The sequence below is a fragment of the Streptomyces sp. NBC_01232 genome (assembly GCF_035989885.1).
Taxonomy (GTDB): domain Bacteria; phylum Actinomycetota; class Actinomycetes; order Streptomycetales; family Streptomycetaceae; genus Streptomyces.
On the sequence record NZ_CP108518.1, the window covers coordinates 772,742 to 790,633 of the forward strand.

At 72.2% G+C, this 17,892-nt stretch carries 16 protein-coding genes; 11 read left to right on the top strand and 5 right to left on the bottom strand.

The window, feature by feature from the left end; all coding sequences use genetic code 11:
- Window positions 1-12 precede the first annotated feature (12 nt).
- Window positions 13-1,374, bottom strand: coding sequence for an FAD-dependent oxidoreductase (locus tag OG444_RS03755; RefSeq protein WP_327260727.1), 1,362 nt, complete (start codon window positions 1,372-1,374; stop codon window positions 13-15).
- Window positions 1,375-1,582: 208 nt separating this feature from the next.
- Between OG444_RS03755 and OG444_RS03760 the strand changes: the two genes are divergently transcribed.
- The 3 genes from OG444_RS03760 (at window position 1,583) to OG444_RS03770 (ending at window position 3,418) form a co-directional block, all read left to right on the top strand.
- Window positions 1,583-1,774 (top strand): DUF5302 domain-containing protein, encoded by a 192-nt coding sequence (locus OG444_RS03760; RefSeq protein WP_030384532.1) that lies wholly within the window; start codon window positions 1,583-1,585, stop codon window positions 1,772-1,774.
- Between the two features lie 167 nt (window positions 1,775-1,941).
- Entirely contained in the window at window positions 1,942-2,355 is a 414-nt protein-coding gene (locus OG444_RS03765; RefSeq protein WP_327260728.1) for a rodlin, read from the top strand.
- Between the two features lie 148 nt (window positions 2,356-2,503).
- Window positions 2,504-3,418, top strand: a complete 915-nt coding sequence (locus OG444_RS03770) for a glycoside hydrolase family 19 protein (RefSeq protein ID WP_442810450.1) — start codon at window positions 2,504-2,506, stop codon at window positions 3,416-3,418.
- 18 nt (window positions 3,419-3,436) lie between these two features.
- Here the strand turns inward: OG444_RS03770 and OG444_RS03775 are convergent, their stop codons facing one another.
- From OG444_RS03775 to OG444_RS03785, 3 genes are all read right to left on the bottom strand, one after another.
- Complete coding sequence (locus tag OG444_RS03775) at window positions 3,437-6,205, bottom strand: helix-turn-helix transcriptional regulator (RefSeq protein WP_327260729.1); 2,769 nt, start codon at window positions 6,203-6,205, stop codon at window positions 3,437-3,439.
- A gap of 213 nt (window positions 6,206-6,418) precedes the next feature.
- Window positions 6,419-8,185, bottom strand: coding sequence for a S8 family peptidase (locus OG444_RS03780; protein ID WP_327266650.1), 1,767 nt, complete (start codon window positions 8,183-8,185; stop codon window positions 6,419-6,421).
- 516 nt (window positions 8,186-8,701) lie between these two features.
- The gene (locus OG444_RS03785; RefSeq protein ID WP_327260730.1) at window positions 8,702-9,451 is read right to left on the bottom strand and encodes a DUF1838 family protein; all 750 of its coding nucleotides are present in this window, start codon (window positions 9,449-9,451) and stop codon (window positions 8,702-8,704) included.
- A gap of 156 nt (window positions 9,452-9,607) precedes the next feature.
- On the opposite strand from OG444_RS03785, the gene OG444_RS03790 reads away from it, so the two are divergent.
- The 4 genes from OG444_RS03790 (at window position 9,608) to OG444_RS03805 (ending at window position 13,201) form a co-directional block, all read left to right on the top strand.
- Window positions 9,608-10,549 (top strand): DNA gyrase subunit B, encoded by a 942-nt coding sequence (locus tag OG444_RS03790; RefSeq protein ID WP_327260731.1) that lies wholly within the window; start codon window positions 9,608-9,610, stop codon window positions 10,547-10,549.
- A 151-nt stretch (window positions 10,550-10,700) separates the two neighbouring features.
- On the top strand, window positions 10,701-11,702 hold the full coding sequence (locus OG444_RS03795) for a DUF1996 domain-containing protein (RefSeq protein ID WP_327260732.1): 1,002 nt from the start codon (window positions 10,701-10,703) through the stop codon (window positions 11,700-11,702).
- A gap of 159 nt (window positions 11,703-11,861) precedes the next feature.
- Window positions 11,862-12,473: a sigma-70 family RNA polymerase sigma factor gene (locus tag OG444_RS03800; protein WP_327260733.1), complete on the top strand. Its 612-nt coding sequence runs from the start codon at window positions 11,862-11,864 to the stop codon at window positions 12,471-12,473.
- Window positions 12,470-13,201 carry a zf-HC2 domain-containing protein gene (locus OG444_RS03805; protein WP_327260734.1) on the top strand — a complete coding sequence of 244 codons (732 nt, stop codon included), beginning with the start codon at window positions 12,470-12,472 and terminating at the stop codon, window positions 13,199-13,201. Before OG444_RS03800 ends, OG444_RS03805 begins: the two co-directional genes overlap by 4 nt.
- A 399-nt stretch (window positions 13,202-13,600) precedes the next feature.
- On the opposite strand, the gene OG444_RS03810 is transcribed toward OG444_RS03805, so the two are convergent.
- Window positions 13,601-14,332 carry a DUF7873 family protein gene (locus tag OG444_RS03810; protein WP_327260735.1) on the bottom strand — a complete coding sequence of 244 codons (732 nt, stop codon included), beginning with the start codon at window positions 14,330-14,332 and terminating at the stop codon, window positions 13,601-13,603.
- Window positions 14,333-14,507: 175 nt separating this feature from the next.
- On the opposite strand from OG444_RS03810, the gene OG444_RS03815 reads away from it, so the two are divergent.
- From OG444_RS03815 to OG444_RS03830, 4 genes are all read left to right on the top strand, one after another.
- Window positions 14,508-14,951 (top strand): DUF6069 family protein, encoded by a 444-nt coding sequence (locus tag OG444_RS03815; RefSeq protein ID WP_327260736.1) that lies wholly within the window; start codon window positions 14,508-14,510, stop codon window positions 14,949-14,951.
- Window positions 14,952-15,140: 189 nt separating this feature from the next.
- Complete coding sequence (locus OG444_RS03820; protein ID WP_327260737.1) at window positions 15,141-16,118, top strand: ATP-grasp domain-containing protein; 978 nt, start codon at window positions 15,141-15,143, stop codon at window positions 16,116-16,118.
- The gene (locus OG444_RS03825) at window positions 16,115-16,912 is read left to right on the top strand and encodes an ATP-grasp domain-containing protein (RefSeq protein ID WP_327260738.1); all 798 of its coding nucleotides are present in this window, start codon (window positions 16,115-16,117) and stop codon (window positions 16,910-16,912) included. The genes OG444_RS03820 and OG444_RS03825 overlap by 4 nt, the downstream gene beginning before the upstream one ends.
- A gap of 100 nt (window positions 16,913-17,012) precedes the next feature.
- Window positions 17,013-17,867 carry a DMT family transporter gene (locus OG444_RS03830; RefSeq protein ID WP_327260739.1) on the top strand — a complete coding sequence of 285 codons (855 nt, stop codon included), beginning with the start codon at window positions 17,013-17,015 and terminating at the stop codon, window positions 17,865-17,867.
- The last annotated feature ends 25 nt before the right edge of the window (window positions 17,868-17,892 follow it).

The following is a 17,892-nucleotide window of genomic DNA, read 5'->3' on the forward strand; positions in this document are numbered from 1 at the left end:
GGCCCCGACGCACTACGCTCCGCTCGCGTCGAGCATGCCCTCGCGCTCGACGATCTTCACGCGCTCGCGGCCCTGAGGCTCACCGAGGGCCTTCTCGGCCGCGTCCAGCTTGTGCCAGCCCTCCCACGTCGTGAAGCGGATGCTGCGCTCGACGAGGAAGGCCTCGACGGCCTCCGGGGCCGGCGCGGCCGGCTCGCTCAGGCGGCCCTCCGCGTGGTCGGCGAGCAGGTTCGCGACGGTCTCGTTCGCGTCGCCCTTGGTGTGGCCGATCAGGCCGACCGGACCGCGGCGGATCCATCCGGTGACGTAGGTCGACTGCAGGTGACCGCCGGCCTCGATGACGCGGCCGCCCTCGTCCGGGACCGTGCCGGACTCGACGTCCCAGGGGAGCTTGGGCAGCTCGTCGGAGAGGTATCCGACGGCGCGGTAGACGGACTGGATGTCCCAGTCGGTGAAGTTGCCGGTGCCCTTGACGTTGCCGGTGCCGTCGAGCTCGGTGCGCTCGGTGCGCAGACCGACGACCCTGCCGTCCTCGCCGAGGATCTCGGCGGGCGACTCGAAGAAGTGCAGGAAGAGCTTGTGCGGGCGCTCGCCGATGTCGCGGATCGCCCAGTTCTCCAGGGTCTTGGCGACCATGTCGGCCTGCTTGTTGGCGCGGCGGGTGGCTATGGAGCCCTCGTCGTAGTCGATGTCCTCGGGGTTGACGATGACCTCGATGGTGGGCGAGTGGTCCAGCTCGCGCAGCTCCATGGGGCTGAACTTGGCCTGAGCCGGTCCGCGGCGGCCGAAGACGTGCACCTCGAGGGCCTTGTTCGCCTTGATCCCGTCGTAGACGTTCGCGGGGATCTCGGTCGGCAGGAGCTCGTCGGCCGTCTTCGCGAGGATGCGCGCGACGTCGAGGGCGACATTGCCGACACCGAGCACGGCGACCTTCTCGGCCTCCAGCGGCCAGGTGCGCGGGACGTCCGGGTGGCCGTCGTACCAGGAGACGAAGTCGGCGGCGCCGTAGGAACCCTCGAGCTCGACGCCCGGGATGGTCAGCGCGCGGTCGGCCGTGGCGCCGGTGGAGAAGATCACGGCGTCGTAGAAGGACTGCAGCTCGTCGAGGCTGATGTCGTTCGGGTAGTCGACGTTCCCGAAGAGACGCACCTGCGGCTTGTCGAGCACCTGGTGCAGGGCGGTGATGATGCCCTTGATCCGGGGGTGGTCGGGGGCGACGCCGTAGCGGATCAGGCCGAAGGGGGCGGGCATCCTCTCGAAGAGGTCGATGGACACGCCGGGCTCGACGGCCGCCTCGGACTTCAGCAGCGCGTCGGCGGCGTAGATACCGGCAGGACCGGCACCGACGATTGCTACCCGCAGAGGGCGAGGCATGGCAGAGGTTCCCTTCGAGCGACGGCAAGGTGGATCAAAGGGAACCCTAAACGAAGGTAAACCTTACTCAGCACCCGGCGTCCCTTTATGACCCCATAATCAAAACTTATGACTTCCCCAAGCAACGCTTGGGGCTCCGGGGAACTCGCTGGTCAGCGCGGACGCCACCTGACAGACTGAAACCGCTTGATCACCCCAGGAGGACAAAATGGCTGACGAAACCGACACCCCGCAGGACGAGTCCCCGGCCGACGCCGCCAAGCGCAAGTTCCGGGAGGCCCTGGACCGCAACGCCGCGAACGCCCAGTCGCAGCAGGCGCACCAGAGCCGCGCGAAGGTCCAGGGTGCCAGCAGCGGCCCCGGCGGAAAGAACAAGAAGGTCCGCCGCAAGACCGGCTGACCCTCGGACGCGAGGAGCTCGCCCCCGCCGTCGCGGCCGGGGGTGGCTCGATCCGCCATTGGGCCACCCGGGTGAGTGGGGATAACCCCGAGCACTGTCAGCAGTTGATCAGCACGTCCCGCCGAGGGCAGCTATCTCATGCGACAGTGCGACAGAAGGATCCCCACATGTTCAAGAAGTTCATGGCCACCGCAGCCGCCACCGCCGCCGTGCTCGGCGCGGGTGCCGCAGTCGCCTCCCCGGCGATGGCGATCGGCAACGACAACGGCGTGAACACCGTCAACGGCAACGGCGCGGCCCAGATCTACGGCAACCAGGAGACCTCGGGCAAGATGAGCCCGCAGCTCGGCGCCATCCAGGGCTCGCTCAACAAGCTCTGCGTCGGCCTGCCGGCCAAGGTCAACGCCCAGTCCCTGCTCGCCGTCCTCGCCAACGTCGGCGTCCAGGACGTCAACGTGCTGTCCAACCCGCAGAACCAGCAGTGCGCCGAGAACTCCACCCAGGCCAAGGGTGACGAGGCGCTCTCGCACATCGCCAGCAACATCCCGGTCCTCTCCGGGAACCTCTCCCAGGGCAGCTGACCGGTTCGATTCCGCGCCGGTGTCACGCGTAAGCCGTGACACCGGCGCGTTTCATTTGGTCTAGACCTTGACAGGTTCAGACCATTTTCGCTTCAGTGGGGGCGCAGTTGCCCCGCATGGCAATTCCCCCCACTGAAGGAGCAGTTACGTGATTCGTGCGCTTCGCCGTCGCGCCCTCTCGCTGGCCGCCGCCGCGGCCGTCACGGCCGGCCTCGCCATCGCCCTCCCCTCCTCCCCCGCCTCCGCGGCCGCCCCCTGCGCCGGCGCCTGGGCCTCCTCCGCTGTCTACACCAACGGGATGAGCGCCTCGTACGGCGGCCACAACTGGCAGGCGAAGTGGTGGACCCAGGGCGAGACGCCCGGCACCACCGGCCAGTGGGGCGTCTGGTCGGACCAGGGCGCCTGCGGCGGCGGGGGCCAGGACCCGGATCCGGGCAACCCCAGCGGATTCGTGGTCTCCGAGGCCCAGTTCAACCAGATGTTCCCGAACCGGAACCCCTTCTACACCTACAACGGCCTGATCGCGGCGCTGTCCGCGTACCCCGGGTTCGCCAACACCGGCGACGACACCGTGAAGCGGCGCGAGGCCGCGGCCTTCCTCGCGAACGTCTCGCACGAGACGGGCGGACTCGTGCACATCGTGGAGCAGAACACCGCCAACTACCCCCACTACTGCGACGCGACCCAGCCGTACGGCTGTCCCGCCGGACAGGCGGCCTACTACGGTCGCGGGCCCATCCAGCTCAGCTGGAACTTCAACTACAAGGCGGCCGGCGACGCCCTCGGCATCAACCTCCTCGCCAACCCGTACCTCGTGGAGCGGGATCCGGCCGTCGCCATGAAGACCGCGCTCTGGTACTGGAACACCCAGAACGGCCCGGGCACGATGACCGCCCACGCCGCCATGGTGAACGGCGCGGGCTTCGGGGAGACCATCCGCTCGATCAACGGCTCGCTGGAGTGCAACGGCGGCAACCCCGCGCAGGTCCAGAGCCGGATCTCGAAGTACCAGAGCTTCACCCAGCTGCTCGGGGTGACCCCCGGGAACAACCTGGGCTGCTGACCGGCGGTCCGGGCCGGGTCACCGCGTGCGCAGCGCGGTGGCCAGCTGGGCCCGTGAGCGGACGTCGAGCTTCTGGTAGATACGGGTCAGCCGTGCCTCCACGGTCTTGACGCTGAGGAACAGCTTCGCCGCGGCCTCCTGGTTGCTGGCACCCTCGCTGACCAGCAGCGCGAGCCGGGTCTCGGCCTCGGTCAGGATCGCGGCCGCGGGCACCTGCGCACCGACGCCCTCCCCCGGAGCCGGTTCCCTGGCGAGCTCCGTCCAGGGGACGGCCCCGGCCCGGTCGAACACCTCGGCCGCGGCGGCCAGTGCCGCGCGGGCCGGCGCCCGCCGCCGCCTGCGGCGCTCGACCCGGGCGAGGGCGAGGAGCGTACGGCCGCGTTCCAGCGGCAGCTGGAGCGTGTCGAAGCGCTGCGCGGTGGCCTCCAGCAGGTGCACGGCCGCGTCGGCGTCGCCCTGGGCGGACAGGCACAGTCCCCGGGCCCGGTCGAGGGCGGCGACGACACCGGTCCGGCCGAGGCCGACGGCGACCGTGCGTACGGAGGACAGCAGCCGGGCGGCTTCGTCGGGTGCGTCCGCGGCGATCAGGGCCTCGGCGAGTTCACCGTGCCAGCGCAGAATCGAGGGGTCGACCACCTGCTGGGCGGCCTCCAGTTCGGCGACCCGGCGCAGGGTGGCGACGGCCTTCGCCGCTTCTCCCGTGGCGAGTTCGACGAGGCCGAGCGCGTGCAGGCTGCGGGAGAGGAAGACCTGGTCCTGCTCCTCCTGCGAGGCCTGGATGCCTCGCCGGGCATAGCCCTCGGCCCGGGCGAAACTGCCGCCCATGGCCTCGGCCATCGCGGCGACGTACCAGGCGGGTCCGGGCGAGAGGCCCGCGTCGATCGTGAGGTCCAGGGCCCGGCGGGCGTGGGCCGAGGCGGCCTCGCAGCGGCCGCTGCGCAACTCGACCTCGGTGAGGCTGCGCAGGACCTCGAAGACGTCCTCGGCGGATCCCGTGCGCTGGACGGCGGGCAGCAGGACCATCAGCTGGCGGCGGGCGTCGTCGAGGCCGTCGTCGAAGAGGGCGTGCCGGACCGCGAGGTACTGGGGTGCGTTGCGCATGCCGAGAGGCACCTCGGGGGCGGGCAGGGCGAGCGCCTCGGCGAGGATCGCCTCGGCGCCCGGGTCACCCAGGATGCGGCCCATGCGGGCCCGTACCGTCAGCGCCATGGCTTCGGCGACCTGGTCGCCGCCGAGCGCGGCGAGCGCCCCGGCACGGGCGGCGGCGTCGCGGGAGCGGACGGGGTCGCCGTCGCTGAGATTGTTCTTCCAGGCGATCCGCAGCTGGACGGCGGCCTGCAGCGAGGGGTCCCCGGCGGCCTCGTCCATGGCGTGGGCGAAGGTCTCGTCGAGGGCGCCCAGGGCCTGCCCGGCGGCGTCGATGACGGCGAGGCGGGCCCGTACCCGGTCGGCGGGCGAGGCGTCGCGGGCCAGGACGGCGCGGGTGGCGCGACGGGCGAGGTCGGCCCGGCCGGCCCAGCCCGCGTCCTCGGCGGCCGTCACCAGGCGGGCCAGCTCCTCGCCGGCCAGCGCGGACGGCGTCCGTTCGGCGGCGAGCAGGCCCAGTTCGGCGGCGAGGGCGCGCTGGCCCCGGCGGCGGCAGGCCGCGGCGGCCTCGGTGATCTCCGCGGCAAGCCACTGGTCGGGGGTGTCCACGGCCAGCGCACGGTGGCGTACGGCCTGGACGGGGTCGTCGACGGCATCGGCCAGGGCCGCGTGCCCGGCTGCGCGTTCCGGCCAGCCGGCGTCGGCGGCGAGGGCGGTGGGCAGGGCGCCGGCGGTGAACTCCACGGTGCCGTCCTCCCCCACCCTGACCAGCGCGGCCCGTTCCGCCTCGGCCAGCTCGGCCTCGGCGTCGGGGCGGCCGGCCCGGCGCAGCAGGGGGATGGTGGGGCGGGTGGCGAGGGCGGCGAGCAGCAGGGTGCGGCGGGCCTGTGCGGGGGCGGCGGCGAGGAGCCTGCGGGCCACCTCACGGGCCTGTCCGGAGACGGGCAGGGTGTCGGCGTGGTGGGCGCTGCAGTCGCGGGCCTCGGCGGCCTCGGCGAGGGAGTGGCCGAGGGCGAGGGCGAGGCGCGGGTTGCCGCCGCTGGCCTGGTGGATGCGGCCGGCGAGGCGGGCCGGGAGGCCGTGGCCGGCGAGGAGTTCGGCGACTTCGTCGGCGCCCAGCGGGGGGACGCGGATGGCGGGGACTCCGGGGCCGCAGAGGGGTTCGCCGACCGGGGCCCCGCCCTGGACGCATTCGGCGACCAGGACCCGTACGCCGGGCGGTGTCAGGCGCAGCGCGAAGCGGAGCAGGTCGGTGCTCTCGGCGTCGAGCCACTGGGCGTTGTCGAGGACGAGCAGGACGGGCCGGCGGGCGGCGAGGGTCCGCAGCACCTCGACGACGGCGAGGCGCAGGGCTATGTGGTCGCGGCCGGCCCGGGGGGCGTCGGCCTCGCGGCGCAGGAGGGCGATGGCGGTGCGCTGGGGGCCCGAGAGCTGTTCCAGGGCGCCGCAGGGCACGGAGGCGAGGAGGGCGGCGGCGGACGCCTCGGGTATCCATTGGTCGGCCGCCTCGGGAGCGAGGCACAGCACGGTCTCGCGGCGCGATTCGGCCGCGGCCGCGACGGCGCGCACGACCTCGGTCTTGCCCGCGCCGGCCGGTCCGGTCAGGAGCGCCCGGCCGTGCGTGGTCAGCGCGCGGTCGACCGCCTTGATCAGTTCTCCGTGTCCGACACTTGTGTCAGCGTGCCCCGTCGCCGCCACCACGCACAGCCACCAGCCTCTCGATCCCCAGCTCCTGTGCCCTTCCTGTGAGAGGCGACAATACGAGGTCGAGTGGCGGGCGGACACGGATTGTGACGCAGAAATCAGTCACGTCCCGGGAAAACCCGTCGGACCTGCCGATACGAGGTGTATCAGCAGGTCCGCGGGCTCACCTTGGTCCGTACTATCTGGCCGTCAGGCCGATTTGGCTCCTGATCAGAAGGTCAGGTTCCAGGAGTCGATCTTGCCGGTGTCGCCGCCGGCGTTGTCGTTGACGCGCAGCTTCCAGGTGCCGTTCGCGACCTCGGAGGAGGCGTTGACGGTGTAGACCTGGTTGATGTTGTCGGTGCTGCCGCCCGAGCGGTTGTGGAGCGTGTACGCGGTGCCGTCGGGGGCGATCAGGTCGACCTTGAGGTCACCGATGTAGGAGTGAACGATGTTCACGCCCACCTTGAGGGTGGCCGGGGCGTTGCCGGTGACACCGGTGACGGTGATCGGGCTCTCCACGGTGCCGTTGTCGGTGATGGAGAAGTCCATGGTGTTCTCGAGGCCCGAGGTCGGCGGGGTCGTCGAGGTCACCGCGGCGACGGTCGCGGCCGCGTCGGCGAGACCGGCGCCGCAGCCACCGGAGCAGGCACCGGGCAGCGGGCGGGCGTTGGTCTTGATCGCCGTCTCGATCTGGGCCGGGGTCAGCGAGGTCTTCGCAGACTTCAGCAGGGCGGCGAGGCCCGCGACGTGCGGGGCGGCCATGCTGGTGCCCTGGTAGGGCTTGTAGCTCTCAGCGCCGGGGGTGGTGGTGCCGGCGTTCAGGGTCGAGAGGATTGCGTTCTCGGGGGTGGTGACGGTGCCGGGCGTGTCGGTGGCGCGGCGGGTCTCACCGCCCGGGGCGGCGATGTCGATGACCGTGCCGAAGTTCGAGTAGTACGAACGCTCGCCGGCGCGGTTGGTCGACGCCACGTTGATCACGTTGTTGCAGCTGGCGGGCGAGTACCCGGACGCGTTGGCGTTGCTGTTGCCGGCGGCGACGACGACGGTCGTACCGCGGGCCACGGCCGCGTTGATGGCGTTCTGGTAGCTGGTGCCGCAGGCACCCGGACCGCCGAGACTCATGTTGATGACCTTGGCCGGGGTGGCGTTGGCCGGCACGCCCGCGACGGAGCCGCCGGAGGCCCAGGTGATGGCGTCGACGATGTCCGAGGTCGAGCCGCCGCACTTGCCGAGCACGCGGACGGGCTGGATCTTCGCGCCGTAGGCGATGCCCGCGATGCCCTTGGAGTTGTTCGTGGCCGCGGCGATGGTGCCCGCGACGTGGGTGCCGTGCCAGGAGGAGGTGCTGGCCTTGGAGCCGACACCGCACTCGCCGTCGGTGGCGTTCCAGTCGCCCTCGTCGGCGGGGTTGCTGTCACGGCCGTTGCCGTCGCGGGCCTCGGAGGACGTCGAGATGAAGTCGTAGCCGGAGACGATGTTCGGGGCGACGTCCGAGTGGGCGACGTAGCCGGTGTCGATCACGGCGACGGTGACGCCGGAGCCCGTGGTCTTGTCCCAGGCGGCGGGGACGTTCATGCCGGCGGTGGGCTCGAAGAGGTCCCACTGCTTGGCGTACTCGGTGTCGTTCGGCGTGACGGCCATCGCGTAGGCGCGGGTGTCCGGCTCGACGTAGGCGACGTCCGGGTCGGCACGGAACTGGGCCATTACGTCGGCGGCCTCGGCCGGGGCGACGGTCCCGCCCAGGTTGACCAGGGCGGCGCCGGTGCCGAGGCGACGGTCGAACTTCGCCTTCTTGCCGGCCTTCTTGCCCTTGGCGGTGGCGTCGTCGGCAGCCGCCGTGTTCGAGCTGGCCTCGGTGGCCGAGGACTTGTACCCGACGATGAGGTTCGCGACCGGCGCGGTGGGGGCGACCGTGGCGGCGGGGGCCGCGGCAGGAGTCTCGGTGGCCAGGGCCACGGAGGCGGTCGCGGAGCCGGCGAGCAGGGTGACGGACATGGCCACCACGGATATGAGCCTACGTCTGGTTGCGTGCACGAGTTCCCTTTCGCGGGCCGTTCCGGGCAGGCCGGAGCGGCCGGTCGGTGCAGTGTGGGAGGTTCCGGCGGCCGCGGGGCCGGGAGCGAGGTGGTCGAACTCGCCCCGGCCGCCGCGCGCCACGTTGCCGAGCCGCAACGGCGGGGCAGGGCAACGGCAGTCCCGGCTCTTCCCCCGACGGTGCGGTCCTCACGCCATGTGGGGTTGGCGTGTGGGCCGTAGAGTCAGGGGAAGATCGCCGGTGGGCAGACAGTAGGCAACGCGGGGGTGAACCCGATACGGGGAAAACCCTTGTCCGCCCCCTGCGGCTCCCCTCTGGGGTCCCTCGGCGGGGCTGGTGACCAGGTGTTTCACCGCTCCGCGCGAGTGCGGGGCGGGCCGCGCGGGGCGGGCCGCGCGGGGCGGGCCGCGCGGGTCCTGGCGTCGGAGCCGGGCCTGGCGGAGGGGCGGGCGGGGGCCGGGCGGGAGGGGCGGCTCCTACACGGGCGGGAACAGCTTGCGGAAGTACGTCCAGCTGGTCTCGTTCGGCTCGCTCCACTTCTCCGGCGCCTGGGCGAATTCGGGGTGGTGCTGCGCGATGTGGGCGCGGGTGCGCTCCGGAACCTGCGCGTACGCGTCCAGCTTGCGGCCGCGGCAGTGGAAGGTGAGGCCGCCGGGACGCTGTCCCTGTTCCATCCAGGGCAGCCACGGGGACATCCGGGTCCAGGACATCGTGGCGGGGACGCTCACCGCGTCGGTGGTCAGGGCGCTCGCGGGGGCGAAGAACTGGAAGAGCTCGAGCGCCCGGTAGCTGTCGTCGGCCGACTGGGCGGGGTACTCCTCGACCGGCAGGGGCGAGGGGTAGGCCAGCGGGATCTCCAGGCTGAAGCAGATCTGGTCGCCCAGTTCCGTCACGGGGACCGGGAACGGCCGCCATTTCTGGTTGGCCGGATCGTTCCAGACGTGGACCACCGGCTTGTCCTGCCAGGTCTCCAGGATCTCCCGGGTCGCGGGGTCGAGGTAGAAGGCGGCCTCCCTGGACAGGAGCTGGTAGCCGCCGAGCTCCTCGTCCGCCACGAGGCGCGCGACGTTGAGCCCCTCGAAGCCGAAGAGGCGCCGGTAGGGCTCGCCGGGGGCCCAGGAGTGGACGTCCCCGGTCCACCAGTAGGTGACCTCGGCCCCGTCGAGCGAGGCGCGGGTGCGGGCGAATGCGTGCAGGAGCTCGGCGGGTGTCAGGGCTGGTGTCATGCGGCCCACTGTGCGCGGTTGCCGCCGGGCCGGACAAGAAGCCCCACGGACAACCTCGGCCCCTTGGCGGGGGGGCGGGAGGCCGGGGGTGCAGGGGTCCGGGCCCGGTCACTCGCTCGGACCGGAGCCGGCGTCACCCTCACGGCCGACGGGGGCGTGCGGGTCGCCGATGACGGGCCGGGCATCCCCTTCGAGGAGGCCGGGGGCACTGACGGTCCCGGTCTCGAAGCCCTGTTGACCCGACCGCACGCTGGGCGGGAGCCCGGCGGCCGCCGGGCCGTTGCCATGGGCCTCTTCGGCATCGGGCCCTGCGTCGCCAACGCCCTCTCGAGCCGCTTGACGGCCGAGGTGCGGCGCGAGGGGGTCCGCTGGATGCAGGAGTACGAGCGCGGCGTTGCCCTCGCCCCACCCGGCGCCGCAGGGCCGGCGATCGGGACCGGGACCACCATCGCCTTCCGGCCCGACGACACCGTCTTCGGGCCCGCTCAGTGCGAGTTCGACGTGCTCGCGGAGTGCTTCAGGACACTGGCCTTCCTCAACCGCGGCCTGGACGTCACCCTGACCGACGAGCGCGATCCGGGCGGGCCCCGGGTGGTCCGGTTTCGATTCCCGGGAGGGGTGCGGGACTTCGTCGCCGCCCTCGGCGTGCGGTCCAAAGCGCCCGTTCGGTCGGACGTCCTCGGCTTCGAGCGGGACGACCCGCGGATGGCGGGGACCATGGAGGTCGCCCTGCAGTGGTGCGACTCGCGCGAGGAGGACGTCCGGGGCTTCACCAACAGCCTGGCCACGCACACGGGCACGGGCACCCATGAGGCGGGCCTGCGCGAGGGGGTGGTGGCGGCGATCGACGCGTACGCGCGGACGCGCGGGCTGCAGACGGCCGCCGACCGCATCGGCGTGGGGCTGACGGCGGTCGTGTCGGTCAAACTCGACGATCCCGACTTCGTCGATTTCGCACGCCACGAACCGGGCGGAGACATGGTGCGTGCCTGCGTCGCCCAAGCCGTCCGGGAACACCTCGGCGCGTGGTTCGAGGCGCACCCGGAGCAGGCCGCTGCCGTCATCGCCCCGGTCCTCCGGGCGGCCGCGCGGAACTGAGGGTTCGCGCCGGCCCGCCGGACCGGCCCAGGACGCCGCGAGGATCCTCGCCGGCCGACCACCCTCCACCGGAACACACGAACCGCGGCGCGGCGACCGTCATGCGGATCGCCAGTTGACGACGGGGGCGTCAGCGGCAACCGTGACCGCCATGTGGAACGAACACCGACTGCTCATACTCGTCATCTGCCTGGTCCTGGGCGGTGGGCTGACAGCAGCGGTCCTGGGAGTGTCGCGGGCGACCGGGCCGGATGCCGGGGCTGCGGCCGGGGGGCCGGTGGCGTCCGACTACGTCGACATACGTGACGTCCCGCGCGTCCCGGCAGCCGCTCCCGCCCCGGGGCCCGAGGGGTCGGCCGGCTCCATGGTCGTCAATTGCGGCCGCAACGAGCAGGGGCACTACAACGAGGACAACCTGGTGGTCTCACCCGGCCTGACGGGCGGCGCCCATCACACCCACGCCTACGTCGGGAACCTCTCCACGAACGCGATGTCGACCGACGCATCGCTGGCCGCGGCCGCCACGAGCTGTACGGGCGGCGACCGGTCCACGTACTACTGGCCCGTCCTGCGCCGCCCCGACCGCGCGGGCACGCACGCGCACGAGGGTGCGGCGGGGCACGGGAACGTCGGTGAGATCGTGCCGGAGGCCTCCGTCCTTGTGGAGTTCCGCGGCAATCCCGTGAGCAAGGTGGTCCCCATGCCGCGCTTCCTGCGCGGCATCACCGGCGACGCCGTCGCCTTCACGGCGGACAGCGAGGCGGACGTCCGGGCCCGCTGGGGGTGTTCGGGCTCCCCGGACCGCTCCACCACGCGCTACCCGCGCTGCCCCGCGGGCGAGCGCGTCACCCGCACCCTGGTGTTCCCGAGCTGCTGGAACGGAATCGACACCGCCGGCGCCACCACGCACCGTTCGCACCTGCGCTTCCCGGCCGCGAACGGCGTCTGCCCGAACGACACCTTCCCCGTGCCCGAACTGCGCGTCTCCCTCGCGTACGAGATCCCCCCGGGGCTGAACGTGGCGCTCGACTCCTTCCCCGAACAGCGGCACAGCCCGAAGACGGATCACGCGATGTTCGTGAACGCGATGACCGAGCGGCAGATGGCCGGAGTCGTCGAATGCCTCAACAAGAACCGGAACTGCCGGGCCTGAGCACCGGGCCTGAGCACCGGACCCGAGTGACGGACTCGCGCGCCGGACCCGGACGCCGGACCGAGTGACCCACCGAGTGAGGTAGGTCACATGAACCGAATCCGTCCCGGTGGCGTGTTCCGACCGCACCACATATGCGAGGAAGACGGAGAGGGTGAGATGGCCGGACCACTGTGGCCCCGCACTCGGCGGGGCTCGACCGATGAAGCACTGATCAAGTCGGTGTACGAGGAGCACGGTCACGCCCTGCTTGCGTACGCCACCCGGCTGACCGGAGACCGGGCCGCCGCCGAGGACGTCGTCCAGGAGACCCTCATACGGGCCTGGCGGCACTCCGAGGTGCTGGTCAACGGAAAGGGCTCGGTGCGCGGCTGGCTGCTCACGGTCGCCCGCAACATCATCACGGACCGCTACCGGGCCAGGGCCGCCCGGCCTCCGGAGGTCTCCGGGGCCTCGTCCGCTCCCCCGGTGGAGGCGGACCACGCCGACTCCGTGGTCGACAGCATGACGGTCCTGGGGGCCCTCGATCAGCTGTCGCCGGAACACCGGGACGTCCTGAAGGAGTTGTACTACCGGCAGCTCAGCGTCGCGGAGGCGGCCGACAGCCTCGGCATCCCGGCGGGTACGGTCAAATCGCGTTCGCACTACGCCCTCAAGGCGCTGCGCGACGTCTTCAAGAGCGACGGATTCAGGGACAGCGGTCCCAGAGAAGGAAAACGATCGGGCAGGCCGCCCCAGCAGCCCGCCGGACTGCGTGAGGTGGTGGCATGAACCGGCAGCGGCACGAGGAGGAACTGCTCGGCCCGTACGTTCTCGGCGTCCTCGACGTCGAGGAGGTCCGCCGGGTCGAGGAACACACGATCGGATGCATGGAATGCCGGGAGGAGGTGGCCGCGTTGCGCGAGATGGAGGCAGCACTGGGCGAGGTGCCCGACGAGGCGTTCCTCGACGGACCGCCGCAGGGCGGTGACCTGCTGCTCCAGCGCACCCTGCGGCAGATGCGGGGCGAGCGGTCCGGTGACCGGCGCCGACGCGCGGGTTTCACGGGCCTGGCCGTGGCGGCCTCGCTCGCCGCGGTGTTCTGGGCGGGCACACAGCTGGGTACGGGCGATTCCGGGGCCGTCGCGCTTCCTGTCCCGCCGTCCCCGACGGCCACGGCGGACCCCTCGCCGCCGCCCGCCGGGACCAAGGTGCTCTCCGCGACCGATCAGGTCACGGGGGCGCGGATGACCGTACAGATGACGCCCGCCACGAAGTGGGTGCGGGTGCGCGCGGCGGTCACGGGAGTGGCGCCGGGTGAGCGGTGCCGGCTGGTCGTGGTCTCGAAGAACGGGACGCGCACCACCGCCGGCAGCTGGGTCACGGGCAGCCAGGGCAACGGTGAGGGCAAGGGCGCGGCGCTGGACGGATCGGCGGCCGTGGACCCGGCGGACGTGAGGGCGATTCTGGTCGAGAACGAGTCGGGCAAGACCTTCGTGTCGGTACCGGTGCCGGTCTGACCCGGAACGTGACGGAGCCCGGGAGCACACCCAGCTCCCGGGCTCCTGCTTGCCACCCAATTGCGCACACCGGCACGTTTAAGAGTCGCGGATCATTCTTAGATCGACGTGTTCTGCCTTTGAACTACCGCGCCATGAGGAGAGGCGCAGAGGGGACTTGAACCCCCATCCGTCGATGACCGTCCACGCTCGGTCGATCCGGTGTTCGGCGGCGAATACTGAGACTGGAGCGAGAATCTGAGATTCATGGGGCCGCCTCTACCGGCTTGGGCCACCCCGGCACGTAATGCCGGGGGAGGGATTCGAACCCCCAACTGACACCCCGAGTTCAGCTTCAACATCAGTTTCAGCTTGCGCTCTCGCGCACCCCCTGCAGACATACAGGGGGAGTCTTCGGGGCTACCTGAACAGGTAGCCGAACACCGCGTCCCCGACCCGCTGGTCGGTGACCTCGGCGCTGTTGGCCTCCTCGCGGGCGAACTTGACGGCCTGCTGGAGCTTCTCCACGCGGTCGAGCAGCTCGTTGACCCGTCGGGCCGGCAGTGCGCCGGAGAACTTCACGGTCGTCCAGTAGCCGACCGCCACGTCCTCGTAGTACACCTCGACCTGCGCCGGGTGCTTCTCGGTGGCCTCGGCCTTCACGTGGTTGCGCGGCACCTTCTTGGTACGGATGGTGCGCACCGCGTCCGTCTTCCAGGAGTCCGTGGACGGGTCCAGGTTCCAGGACTCGGAGGCGTCCAGCACCGGCAGCTTCCGCACGAAGGTGTGGAGGTCCGTGAGCTGCTTCTCCAGGAAGAGCAGGTACGGCACGGGGACCTGCGCCAGCAGGACCGTTCCGTCCACGACGACATCGGCGGCCGCGCTGCGGTTGGCCCAGTCCTTGGTCGCCGTCACGTCGAACAGCCGCGTCAGGGTCCCGGCCGTCGCGCGCAGCACGTCCTCGGCCTTGACCTGCACCCGGGTGGACTCGGGCGGCAACTGCTCGCCCTCCTCGTCCTTGGGCTGGTAGGTCCGGGAGATGCCGGCCAGCAGGGCGGGCTTCTGGACGTCGTGGTGAGCCTGGGTGAGCTCCTGGAGGGACTTGGACTTGACGCCCTTTTCCACTGCGATGATCTGATTCAGCTTCGGCACACGATCAACGTAGCAGCCGGTTGTCCGATCATTCACCCGGATTTACGGCGCCTTCCCCCGGCCCTCCGAAGACTGCCGGGACGAGGCGCTTGACCTCAAGTGAGGTTCAGGTCGGAGGCTTTTGCATGCGGCCGCCGAAGGGCGGCGCGAAGCCCCGTCCGCTGGAGGAATTCCCATGTCGAGCAGTGCCGTTCCGAGCTCCGTTCCCACCGCCCCCGCCGCCCGCCGGTCCGGCCTCACCTGGTGGCAGGTGCTGACCGCGGGCGCGGTCGGCGCGACCGTGGTCAATCTGATCGTCCTCACCGTCGCCACTCTGGCCGACGCCTCTCTCGTCGTCGTCGACGGCGGCGACGAGCACCCGATCACGGTCGGGGGCGTCATCGGCTCCTCCGTGGTCCCGCTGGTGGCCGGGGTGGGCGCCGCCCTCCTGCTGGCCCTGTGGAAGCCGGTGTTCCTGCGGATCGCGCAGTACGTGGGCACCGGACTGGCGCTGCTGTCGGTCGCCGGCCCGCTGTCGTCCGGTGCCGACGGCGGCACCGTCGCGGCCCTGTCCCTCATGCACATCACCCTGGGCGTGGCGGTCTTCACCACCCTGCAGCTCCACCGCCGCCACCGTTGAGCCCGTCGTTCCCGGCGAGTACGCCGGCGCCCGCGGCGGCACCGGCGGTGTGAGGCGGGAAGCCCGTCATGGAAGTGCATCACGAACCCCACACGCGGACCGATCATCACATTGCGGTCCATGACATCCTGTGACGTCACAACTCGCCGGACGGTATCGGCGGACGTCCGGGGAATATGGGGAAGGTCCATGAGGCTCTGCTTCCTGGTGGAGGAGCACTACCGCCACGACGGCATGCCGAACGAGGTGATCCGGCAGCTCACCGCGTGGGGGCACCGGGTGGACGTGGTGCGGCCGGGCGGCTCACTGCTGCGGATGACCGAGGCGGTGGACGCGGGTGCGCACGACGCCTGGGTCCTCAAGACGGTTTCCGGCGGCCCGGGTCTGACCCTGCTGGAGGCCGCGGCCTCGGCCGGGACGACCACCGTCAACGACGCCCGGTCGATCCGGGGCGTACGGGACAAGGCGCTCGCCGCCGCCATCGGGCGCGGCCGGGGGCTCCCGCTGCCGCCGACGTACGCCGTGGCGAGCCCCGAGCTGCTCCGGGAGATCCCGTCGGCGGAGTACCCGCTCGTCGTCAAGCCCGCCGACGGAAGCTCCGGGCGGGCCGTGCACCTGGTGCACTCGCCGGAGCGGCTGGAGGCCCTGCTGCCCGTGCTCGCGGGCGAGGGGCTGCTCATCGCCCAGCCGTACGTGCCCAACTCGGGCACGGACATCAAGGTGTACGCGGTCGGCGGGGAGCTGTTCGCGACCGAGCGGTGTTCACCGCTGCACCCGGACCCCGCGGTGCGGGAGCGCCGGGTGCCGCTGTCGGCCGAGGTGGCGGCGATCGCCGCTCAGGTGGGGGCGGTGTACGGGCTGGACCTGTACGGCGTGGACGTGCTGCTGGGCCCGGACGGGCCGGTGGTCGTCGACGTGAACGACTTCCCGAGCTTCCGTCAGGTGCCGGACGCGGCCGCGCGGGTGGCCCGGGCGGTACTGGAGCTGGCGCGGGCGGGTGGTTCGGGGCAGCCGCCGGCGCCCGTGGCACTGCCGTACGCGCTGCCCCTGCCGATCCCGGCTCAGGCCCAGGCACAGCTCCCGGTCCAGGCCCAGGCGCAGGTCCAGGCACAGGTCCCGGCTCAGCACCCGACGCAGGTCTCCGCCGTGGGGGGCGACGGCGCATGAGGATCTGCCTGATCACCCCCGAGCCCGGTCATCCGCTGCTGGCGGACACCACCGCGCTGCTGGCCCCGGATCACGAGGTGGAGGCGCTCGACCCGGTCACCCCCGGGGAGGTGCCGCTGCCCCTGGCCGACGTGTACCTGCTGAAGTCGCGGACGCCGCACGCACTGGAGCTCGCCCGGCACCTGGAGCAACGGGGAGCGGCCGTGGTGAACTCCGCTCCGGCCACCGCACTGTGCCAGGACCGTACGGAGATGGCCGATCTCGCCCTGCGGGCCGGGCTGCCCTTCGCCGCGACCGGTACCCACGCCTCCCTCTCCGGCTGGGCGGCCGGGACCCGGCTCGACGCTCCCGTGGTGGTCAAGAGCCGGCGCAGCCGCCGGGGCGACCTGGTGGCCCGCGTGAACGACAGTGCGCGCCTGCGGGAGCTGGCCCGGGAATGGCCGCACGAGCCGGTCGTGGTGCAGGAGTACGCGGTCAACAGCGGCTGGGACCACAAACTGTGGGCGATCGGGGACGAGGTCTTCTCGGCCCTGCGCCGGTCCGAGCTCTCCCCCGGTGGCCGTGGGCCCACCCGGCCCCTGCCCCTGGCCGAACTGCCTTCCGGATGGGCCGACCTCGTGCGCGAGGTGGGCGCCGTGTTCGCGCTGGACGTCTACGGCGTGGACATCATCGACACCGGGGGCGGTACACCGCTGATCGTGGACATCAACGCCTTCCCCGGCATCCGGGGCCAGGCCGGCGCCCCGGAGGCCCTCGCGGCACTGGCCCTGCGCCGGGCGGCGGGGCGTGCCTGAAGGCTGCCGGGCAGGTCCGGACGGGGGAATGCCCGGGACGTGAGCACCCCGGCCCGGTGTCGTACCGCGGACGGGCGTCCGGCGCCGTGAGGATCGGGGCATGGGCGTCGTCCTGCCGGTCCTCTTCGCGCTGTTCGCGGCGTTCAGCAACGCGCTCGCCACCGTGCTCCAGCGGCGGGCCGCCCTCACCGTGCCGCAGAGCGACGGCTTCCGCTTCGGCCTGGTCCTCGATCTGCTGCGGCGGCCGCTGTGGATCGGCGGCATCCTGGCCGTGATCGCGGCGGGGGTGGGGCAGGCGGCGGCGCTGGCCACGGGCGCGCTGGCCCTCGTACAGCCCCTGTTCGTGCTGGAGCTGCCGCTCGCGCTGCTGATCGCCTCGCTGGTGACGCGGCAGCGGCTGCCCCGGGCGCTCTGGCTGGCCGTGGCGGGGGTGGTGGCCGGGCTCGGGGTCACGCTGGTGGCCGCCTCGCCCGCGGGCAACCGTACGGACGTGCCGCCCGAGCGCTGGGTGGTGGCCCTGGTGGCGTGCGCGATCGCCGTCGCCGCCCTGGCCGTGGCCGGACTGCGCCGGCCGCCGGGCCGTGCGCGGGCCTGCTGCCTCGGCGCAGCCACGGCCGTCTGCTACGCGCTCACGGCCGCCCTGATGAAATCCGCGGTGCACGTCCTCGACGACGGCGGCCTCGGAGCCTTCCTGACCACTTGGGAGACGTACGCCTTCGGTGCGAGCGGCATCTGCGCCCTGCTGCTGCTGGAACACGCCATGCAGGGCGGGCCGCTGGTCGCCTCGCAGCCCGCGCTGACCCTGGGCGACGCGAGCATCAGCGTCGCGCTGGGCGTGGTCCTGTACGAGGAACACCTGCGGTCGAGCTGGTGGCTGCTCCCCCAGCTGCTGGGCGTCGCCCTGATCTGCGCGGGGGTGCTGGCCCTGGCCCGGGCGGGTGAGGGCGCGCCCTGAGGCACCGCGGCAGGGGAACGGGAAG

Bases quoted from the DNA above. Each gene is read 5' to 3' on its own strand.
- OG444_RS03800 (WP_327260733.1), top strand. From the start codon at position 11,862: ATGGCCGGACCACTGTGGCCCCGCACTCGGCGGGGCTCGACCGATGAA.
- OG444_RS03765 (WP_327260728.1), top strand. From the start codon at position 1,942: ATGTTCAAGAAGTTCATGGCCACCGCAGCCGCCACCGCCGCCGTGCTC.
- OG444_RS03830 (WP_327260739.1), top strand. From the start codon at position 17,013: ATGGGCGTCGTCCTGCCGGTCCTCTTCGCGCTGTTCGCGGCGTTCAGC.
- OG444_RS03815 (WP_327260736.1), top strand. From the start codon at position 14,508: ATGTCGAGCAGTGCCGTTCCGAGCTCCGTTCCCACCGCCCCCGCCGCC.
- OG444_RS03820 (WP_327260737.1), top strand. From the start codon at position 15,141: ATGAGGCTCTGCTTCCTGGTGGAGGAGCACTACCGCCACGACGGCATG.
- OG444_RS03805 (WP_327260734.1), top strand. From the start codon at position 12,470: ATGAACCGGCAGCGGCACGAGGAGGAACTGCTCGGCCCGTACGTTCTC.
- OG444_RS03755 (WP_327260727.1), bottom strand. From the start codon at position 1,374: ATGCCTCGCCCTCTGCGGGTAGCAATCGTCGGTGCCGGTCCTGCCGGT.
- OG444_RS03785 (WP_327260730.1), bottom strand. From the start codon at position 9,451: ATGACACCAGCCCTGACACCCGCCGAGCTCCTGCACGCATTCGCCCGC.
- OG444_RS03780 (WP_327266650.1), bottom strand. From the start codon at position 8,185: ATGTCCGTCACCCTGCTCGCCGGCTCCGCGACCGCCTCCGTGGCCCTG.
- OG444_RS03760 (WP_030384532.1), top strand. From the start codon at position 1,583: ATGGCTGACGAAACCGACACCCCGCAGGACGAGTCCCCGGCCGACGCC.
- OG444_RS03825 (WP_327260738.1), top strand. From the start codon at position 16,115: ATGAGGATCTGCCTGATCACCCCCGAGCCCGGTCATCCGCTGCTGGCG.
- OG444_RS03795 (WP_327260732.1), top strand. From the start codon at position 10,701: ATGTGGAACGAACACCGACTGCTCATACTCGTCATCTGCCTGGTCCTG.